The organism is Roseicyclus amphidinii (assembly GCF_030163755.1).
Lineage (GTDB): Bacteria > Pseudomonadota > Alphaproteobacteria > Rhodobacterales > Rhodobacteraceae > Roseicyclus > Roseicyclus amphidinii.
In genome coordinates this window covers 22,680-29,074 of record NZ_JASJOE010000043.1, presented here as the reverse complement: position 1 = coordinate 29,074, position 6,395 = coordinate 22,680, and the positions used below count along the sequence as shown (strand labels likewise).

At 67.3% G+C, this 6,395-nt stretch carries 7 protein-coding genes; 4 read left to right on the top strand and 3 right to left on the bottom strand.

The genetic code is table 11. The features are described 5' to 3' along the window. A partial coding sequence (locus QQK83_RS13885; RefSeq protein ID WP_284265180.1) for a TRAP transporter large permease subunit occupies positions 1 to 539 on the top strand: 539 nt, incomplete at its 5' end. Positions 540 to 546: 7 nt separating this feature from the next. Here the strand turns inward: QQK83_RS13885 and QQK83_RS13880 are convergent. The 3 genes from QQK83_RS13880 to QQK83_RS13870 form a co-directional block, all read right to left on the bottom strand. After that, entirely contained in the window at positions 547 to 906 is a 360-nt protein-coding gene (locus QQK83_RS13880; RefSeq protein ID WP_284265178.1) for a Rieske (2Fe-2S) protein, read from the bottom strand. An 8-nt stretch (positions 907 to 914) separates the two neighbouring features. After that, entirely contained in the window at positions 915 to 2,021 is a 1,107-nt protein-coding gene (gene hppD, locus QQK83_RS13875) for a 4-hydroxyphenylpyruvate dioxygenase (protein WP_284265176.1), read from the bottom strand. Between the two features lie 156 nt (positions 2,022 to 2,177). Next, positions 2,178 to 3,581, bottom strand: a complete 1,404-nt coding sequence (locus QQK83_RS13870) for a helix-turn-helix domain-containing protein (protein WP_284265174.1) — start codon at positions 3,579 to 3,581, stop codon at positions 2,178 to 2,180. A 250-nt stretch (positions 3,582 to 3,831) separates the two neighbouring features. Between QQK83_RS13870 and QQK83_RS13865 the strand changes: the two genes are divergently transcribed. The 3 genes from QQK83_RS13865 to QQK83_RS13855 are packed head-to-tail and all read left to right on the top strand — an operon-like array spanning position 3,832 to position 6,386. Next, positions 3,832 to 4,203 carry a hypothetical protein gene (locus QQK83_RS13865; protein ID WP_284265172.1) on the top strand — a complete coding sequence of 124 codons (372 nt, stop codon included), beginning with the start codon at positions 3,832 to 3,834 and terminating at the stop codon, positions 4,201 to 4,203. Between the two features lie 25 nt (positions 4,204 to 4,228). Then, positions 4,229 to 5,182 (top strand): HpcH/HpaI aldolase/citrate lyase family protein, encoded by a 954-nt coding sequence (locus QQK83_RS13860; RefSeq protein WP_284265170.1) that lies wholly within the window; start codon positions 4,229 to 4,231, stop codon positions 5,180 to 5,182. 25 nt (positions 5,183 to 5,207) lie between these two features. Next, positions 5,208 to 6,386 carry a malate--CoA ligase subunit beta gene (locus QQK83_RS13855; protein ID WP_284265167.1) on the top strand — a complete coding sequence of 393 codons (1,179 nt, stop codon included), beginning with the start codon at positions 5,208 to 5,210 and terminating at the stop codon, positions 6,384 to 6,386. Positions 6,387 to 6,395: the final 9 nt, after the last annotated feature.

The window sequence follows — 6,395 nt, the reverse complement described above, 5'->3', positions numbered from 1 at the left end:
CGCCGCTCACCGTGCTGATCCTGATCCTCGTCTTCTACCTGGTGATGGGCTGCCTGATGGACAGCCTGTCGATGATCCTGCTGACCATCCCGATCTTCTGGCCGGTGATGCAGGTGATGGATTTCGGCCTGATCTCGCTCATCGACATGCAGGCCGCCCGCCTCGCCGAGGGCATCGCCCAAGGCATCGCCATGGCCCCCGACCTGCTGGCCGAGGCCCAGGCCAAGCTGGCCGAGGGCGTGCCCCTGGTGCGCGAGGAATTCCGCGCCCTCGGCCTGCGCCCCGTCACGGAAGCCATGCATGCCGATTTCAACCAGACGCTCACGGCGATCTGGTTCGGCATCCTCGTCCTGATCGTCGTCGAGGTCGGCCTCATCACGCCGCCCGTCGGCATGAACCTCTTCATCATCAACGCGATGGACCGCGAAACCCCCATGACCGCCACCTACAAGGCCGTCATGTGGTTCGTCACCTCCGACATCCTCCGCGTCGCCCTCCTCGTCGCGTTCCCATCCATCTCCATCTTCCTGCTGATGTGAGGGGGGATCAGCCGATCACGAGCCACCCGTCCCTGAGCGTGACCGGCACGGGGTCGAGCGCGCAGCCCTGCCCCAGCCCGTCGAGCCCCGCGCCGGTGCAGGCGTCGAAGCCCGCGTCATGGTTGGAGCAGCGCAGGGTTTCGCCGTCGGGCGACAGGATGTTCCCCGAGCGCCAGTCGAGCGGCAGGAACTGGTGCGGGCAGGCATTGACATAGGCGCGCAAACCTTCGGCCGAGGCCACGAGGATCACGGGGAACCCGTCGAGATCGAAGCTACGAACACCGCGCTCGGGCAGGTCGGAGGCGGCGCAGATCACCGCCCCCCGCCCCGGCGCGCCGGGGAAATCCTTCCACGCGTCGCGGTTCATCGCAATCCTCAGCCCGAGGCCTTGAGCACGCCGCGCTCGATCTGGTCGCGCTCGATCGACTCGAAGAGCGCCTTGAAATTCCCTTCGCCGAAGCCGTCGTCGCCCTTGCGCTGGATGAACTCGAAGAAGATCGGACCGATCACGGTCTTCGAGAAGATCTGCAACAGGATGCGCGTCCGGCCGCCATCCACGACCCCCTCGCCGTCGATCAGGATGCCGTGTTCCATCATCCGCTCGAGCGGCTCCTCGTGGCCTGCCACGCGCTTGTGGCTCATGGCGTAATAGGCCTTGGGCGGCGGCGGCATGAAGGCGATGCCATTCGCCGCGATCCGGTCGACCGAGGCGTAGATGTCATTCGTGGCAACCGCGATATGCTGGATCCCCTCGCCCTTGTATTCGCGCAGGTATTCCTCGATCTGGCTGGTCTCGTCCGCGCTTTCGTTGATCGGAATGCGGATCTTGCCGTCGGGGCTGGTCAGCGCGCGCGAGAACAGGCCGGTCTGCTGGCCCTTGATGTCGAAATACCGGATCTCGCGGAAATTGAACGCCTTGGCGTAGAAATCATACCAGGTGCTCATGTTGCCGCGCTGCACGTTGTGGGTCAGGTGGTCGAGGTAGAAGAAGCCCGCGCCCTCGGGCCTCGGGTCCACCTCGTCCAGCCAGTCGTAGTCTGCGGAATAGGGGCTGCCCTCTTCGCCATAGGTGTCGACGAAATACAGGAGCGAGCCGCCGATGCCGATGACGGCGGGCACGTCGAGCGTCTTGTCGTCTCCGGTGTATTCCTCGGCCCCGTAGTCGAGCGCGCAGCGCAGCGCGTGCTGCGCATCGACCACGCGCCAGGCCATCGCGGGGGCGCAGGGGCCGTGCGCCGCGACGAAACGGGCGGCGTGGGTGTTCGGGTCGCGGTTCAACACATAGGTGATGTCGCCCTGCCGGTAGAGCGAGATATCGCGGCGCTTGTGGCGCGCGACCTCGACATAGCCCATGGCGGTGAAGAGGCGCTCCAGCTCCTCGGGCTCAGGATGGGCGAATTCGACGAATTCGAACCCGTCGGTGCCCGCGATGTTCACGGCGTCGATCTGCGCCTTGGGCGCATCATGCGGAAAAGGTCCCATGACGGTCCTCCCTTGCTTCGCGCCGCGTGTACGTGCCCTTCACGCAGCGAAACATGGTCCCGGCCCGCGGGGATCGGTGGACAGCGCCACCGCTCGTCCCGCTTGTCTCATGGCCATGCCGCGCCTGTCAATATTCGTTGCAATTGCGACGACCCGTCAGGCCGAGTAGCGCGTCGCCCCGCGGCGGCGTTCGTCCACCGGATCGGCCAGGGCTACGGCGTGATGCGCGCGCTGGTCGCAGTTGTTGCGCGGGCAGATGCGGCAGTTGATGCCGATCTCGGTGACGGGCGCATCGGCGGTGGCCAGCGTCTCGGCATAGCCGATGGCGCCCATGTGCTCGGCGGCGCAGCCCATGGCGACGGCAAGGCGCACATCCTGCCGGTCGCGGGCGAAGGTCGGGCGGTCGACGGTGCGCGAGAAGACGAAAAAGCGGCTCTGGTCGGGCATCTCGACCTTTTGCGGCCAGATGCGCCCCGGCATGCGGAAGGAACTGTGGACATCGAGGCGCGGGCAGGCCCCGCCATGCTCGGCGAGGTGGAAATCGGTCGCGTTGAACCGCTTGGTGACGTTGCCCGCCTTGTCGATCCGGAGAAAGAAGAAGGGCACGCCCGGCGCGCCGCGCCGCTGAAGCGTGGTGGCGCGGTGGCAGGCCTGTTCGAAGCTGACGCCGAAGCGCGTGGCGAGATGGTCGAAATCATATTTCGAGGCCAGCGCCTCGGCGAGGAAGGGGCCGTAGGGCATTAGAACGGCGGCGGCGAAGTAATTGGCCAGTTCCACCCGGCAGCGCGCGCGCCCATGGGCGTCATCAAGGCCGGATTCGGTCAGAAGCCCGTCGATGGCGCCGCGCTGTTCGATCAGCCCCGCGACATGGACAAGCTGGAATACCCTGTTGGGATGGTCGAGAGCTTCTGATAGAAGAATGAGCCGCCGTCGCTCGTCGTATTCCCGGAGCGTGCCCGGCATTTCGGCCACGCGCATCAACTGCACCCTCACGCCAAGCCGGTCCATCAGCCGCTGTTTCAGGCCGGCATAGATGTCATCGGCGGCAGGCGGCGGGCCGTCCCAGAACGTCTCGGCCGCCTGTTCCAGCAGTTCGAAGTGATTCCGGTTCTTGCGAAAGAAGTTGTGGACCGTCGCCTCGGGCGAGGAAAACAACAGCCCCCCGCCCCCCTCGCCCGCCTCGGCGACGCTCATCAACTGGTCGGTCGTGGCAAGATAGGCGCGATGCAGGCGCAGAAAACAGGCGGCCAGATCGGGCGCATGGGTCAGCGCGGCACGGACCTGGGCCAGGTCGGGACGGCCGTCTTCGAACAGAGGATCGGCCAAAGCGGCGCGCAGATCGGCCAGTTGGGCGGTCTCGTCATCCTCGGCGATGTCGCGCCAGTCGACGCCGTAGACCTCGAAGAGTTTCAGCAGAACCGGAACGGAAACAGAGCGTTCGTTCTTTTCCAGAAGGTTCACGTAGGAGGTGCTGATGCCCAGCGCGCGGCCCATCTGGGCCTGCGTCTGGCCGTTGTCGGTGCGCAAGCGGCGCAGCCTTGGACCGATGAAGGTTTTCATACCTTTGTATACCGAAAATTTTACATTTTCACAAAAATCATATCATGTAAATTCTCGCATTCACAGCAGGACCCGCAAGGTTTTTGCGATGGCGCGTTTGACAGGCATGCTTGGCCCATCCCGCATTGGAGATGCCGCCATGACGCCCCGACACCCCCGCCCCATCCCCGCAGCCCCTGCCCCGCGGCGGCCCGTGTCCGCCGGGCTGCATGTCCTGCACGGCAGGACCGCGACCGCGTGGGAGGCCGTGATGGCCCGCACGCTTTCGCCCGGCGACCGCGTGCTGGTGGCGGGCGCGGGCCCGCTCGGCACGATCTGGGCCGGGGTGGCGGCACACATCGGCCTGTCGGTCGAGCGGCTGGACGATGCGCGCGAGGCCGCCCTTGCCCGCCATCTCGGCGCGGACCGGTTCGGCGCGATCAAGGCGGTTCTGCTGGTGACGGGTGAGGCGGACCCCGCAGCGGCCCGCCGCGCGCTCGACGCATGCTTTCACGACGCGCTGCTGCTGGTCGATGCGAGCACGACGCCCGCCAGCGCCGCGCCCGAGGCCGACATCGTCATCCGCGACCCCGAGGCCGGGCTTGTCCGCCTGGCGGGCCGCCCCGCCTGCGCCGCCGAATAACCCCCCGTGCCAGAGAGTTAGCCCCATGTCCCACACGCTCCACCCGCTTCGCCGCCAGCGCCTTCAGCGCTCGGAACTGGCCGTTCCGGCCTCGAACCCCACGATGATCGACAAGGCCGCCGAAAGCGCCGCCGATTACGTCTTCCTCGACCTCGAGGATGCTGTCGCCCCGCCCGAGAAGGAACAGGCCCGCCGCAACGCGGTGCAGGCGCTGAACGACATCGACTGGGCCGCCAAGGGCAAGACCGTGTCGGTGCGGATCAACGGGCTGGATACCCATTACATGTACCGCGACGTGGTCGACGTGATGGAACAGGCGGGCGACCGCGTCCACACGCTGCTGGTGCCCAAGGTGGGCGTGCCCGCCGACCTCTACATGGTCGAGGCGATGGTGAACCAGATCGAGCAGGGCACCGGCGTTGCGACCCGCGTGGGCCTAGAGGCGCTGATCGAAACCGCGCTCGGCATGGCCAATGTCGAGGCCATCGCGCAATTCGGCGGCCGTCTGGAAGCCTTGCATTTCGGCGTCGCCGATTACGCGGCCAGCATGCGCGCGCGGACCACGAATATCGGCGGTCTGAACCCCGACTACCCCGGCGACCAGTGGCATGCCTCGATCACGCGCATGGTGATCGCCTGCCGCGCCTACGGGTTGCGCGCGATCGACGGGCCCTTCGGCGATTTCAGCGACCCCGAGGGCTACAAGGCGGGCGCGCGACGCGCCGCGGCGCTCGGCTGCGAGGGCAAATGGGCGATCCACCCCAGCCAGGTCGCCATGGCCAACGAGGTCTTCAGCCCGCCCGAGGCCGAGGTCTCCAAGGCGCAGCGCATCATCGAGGAACTGCGCGCCGCCGAGGCGCAGGGCAAGGGCGCGGCCAGCCTCGACGGCAAGATGATCGACGCGGCCAGCGAGAAGATGGCCCGCAACGTGATCGACATGGCCAGTGCCATCGCCGCGAAACCCATCGCGGCCGAGTGACGGCCCACCAAAGGGAGGAAAACACATGGACATCCACGAGCATCAGGCCAAGGACATCCTCGCCCAGTTCGGCGTGCCGGTCCCCAAGGGCCACCTCGCCTACAGCCCCGAGCAGGCCGCCTATGCCTGCCGGCAACTGGGCGGCGGCATCTGCGTGGTCAAGGCGCAGATCCATTCCGGTGGCCGTGGTGAGGCGGGCGGCGTGCGGGTCTGCAAGACCGAGGACGAGGTCCGCGCCTACGCCGCCGGTCTTCTGGGCAAGACGCTGGTCACCCGCCAGACCGGGGCGGGCGGCAAGACCGTCCACCGCCTCTGGATCGAGGAGGCGACCGACATCGCGCAGGAGATCTACCTCGGCTTCGTGCTCGACCGGAAATCCGAGCGCATCATGATCGTGGCCTCCGGCCATGGCGGCATGGAGATCGAGGAACTGGCCGAGACCGACCCCGACAGCCTTGTCCGCATGGTCATCGACCCCGCCGCGGGGCTGGTCGACTACCAGGCGCGGGAACTGGCGTTCCGGCTCGGCCTTTCGGGCAAGCAGATCGCGCAATTCGTCACCACGCTGCGCGCCTGCTACCGCGCCTACCGCGACCTGGATGCCATGATGGTCGAGATCAACCCGCTGGCGATCACCGGCGCGGGCGACCTTGTCGCGCTGGATGCCAAGATGTCCTTCGACACCAACGCGCTCTACCGCCGCCCCCAGGTCGAGGCGCTGCGCGACCCCGGCCAGGAGGACCCGCGCGAGGCGATGGCCCATGACCATGGGCTCGCCTACGTGGGCCTCGACGGTGACATCGGTTGCATCATCAACGGTGCGGGCCTCGCCATGGCGACGATGGACATGATCAAGCTCGCCGGGGGCGAGCCCGCCAATTTCCTCGACATCGGCGGGGGGGCCTCGCCGGAACGCGTCGTCACGGCCTTCCGCACGGTTCTGGCCGACGCGAATGTCGGCGTGATCCTCGTCAACATCTTCGCGGGCATCAACCGCTGCGACTGGATCGCCCGCGGCGTGGTGCAGGCCTACGAGGAGGTGGGGCTGAGCCTGCCCGTCGTCGTCCGCCTGTCGGGCACGAATGTGGAGGAAGGCCGCGAGATCATCCGCAATTCCGGCCTGCCCCTCATCTCAGCCGACACGCTGGCCGAGGCGGCCAAGGCCGCCGTCCGCGCCCGCCCGCAGCCCATCGCCGCCGAATAAGGAGCCCTG

Excerpts from the sequence above, each read along its gene's own strand:
- QQK83_RS13880 (WP_284265178.1), bottom strand. The coding sequence starts at position 906 with ATGAACCGCGACGCGTGGAAGGATTTCCCCGGCGCGCCGGGGCGGGGG.
- hppD (WP_284265176.1), bottom strand. The coding sequence starts at position 2,021 with ATGGGACCTTTTCCGCATGATGCGCCCAAGGCGCAGATCGACGCCGTG.
- QQK83_RS13870 (WP_284265174.1), bottom strand. The coding sequence starts at position 3,581 with ATGAAAACCTTCATCGGTCCAAGGCTGCGCCGCTTGCGCACCGACAAC.
- QQK83_RS13865 (WP_284265172.1), top strand. The coding sequence starts at position 3,832 with ATGGCCCGCACGCTTTCGCCCGGCGACCGCGTGCTGGTGGCGGGCGCG.
- QQK83_RS13860 (WP_284265170.1), top strand. The coding sequence starts at position 4,229 with ATGTCCCACACGCTCCACCCGCTTCGCCGCCAGCGCCTTCAGCGCTCG.
- QQK83_RS13855 (WP_284265167.1), top strand. The coding sequence starts at position 5,208 with ATGGACATCCACGAGCATCAGGCCAAGGACATCCTCGCCCAGTTCGGC.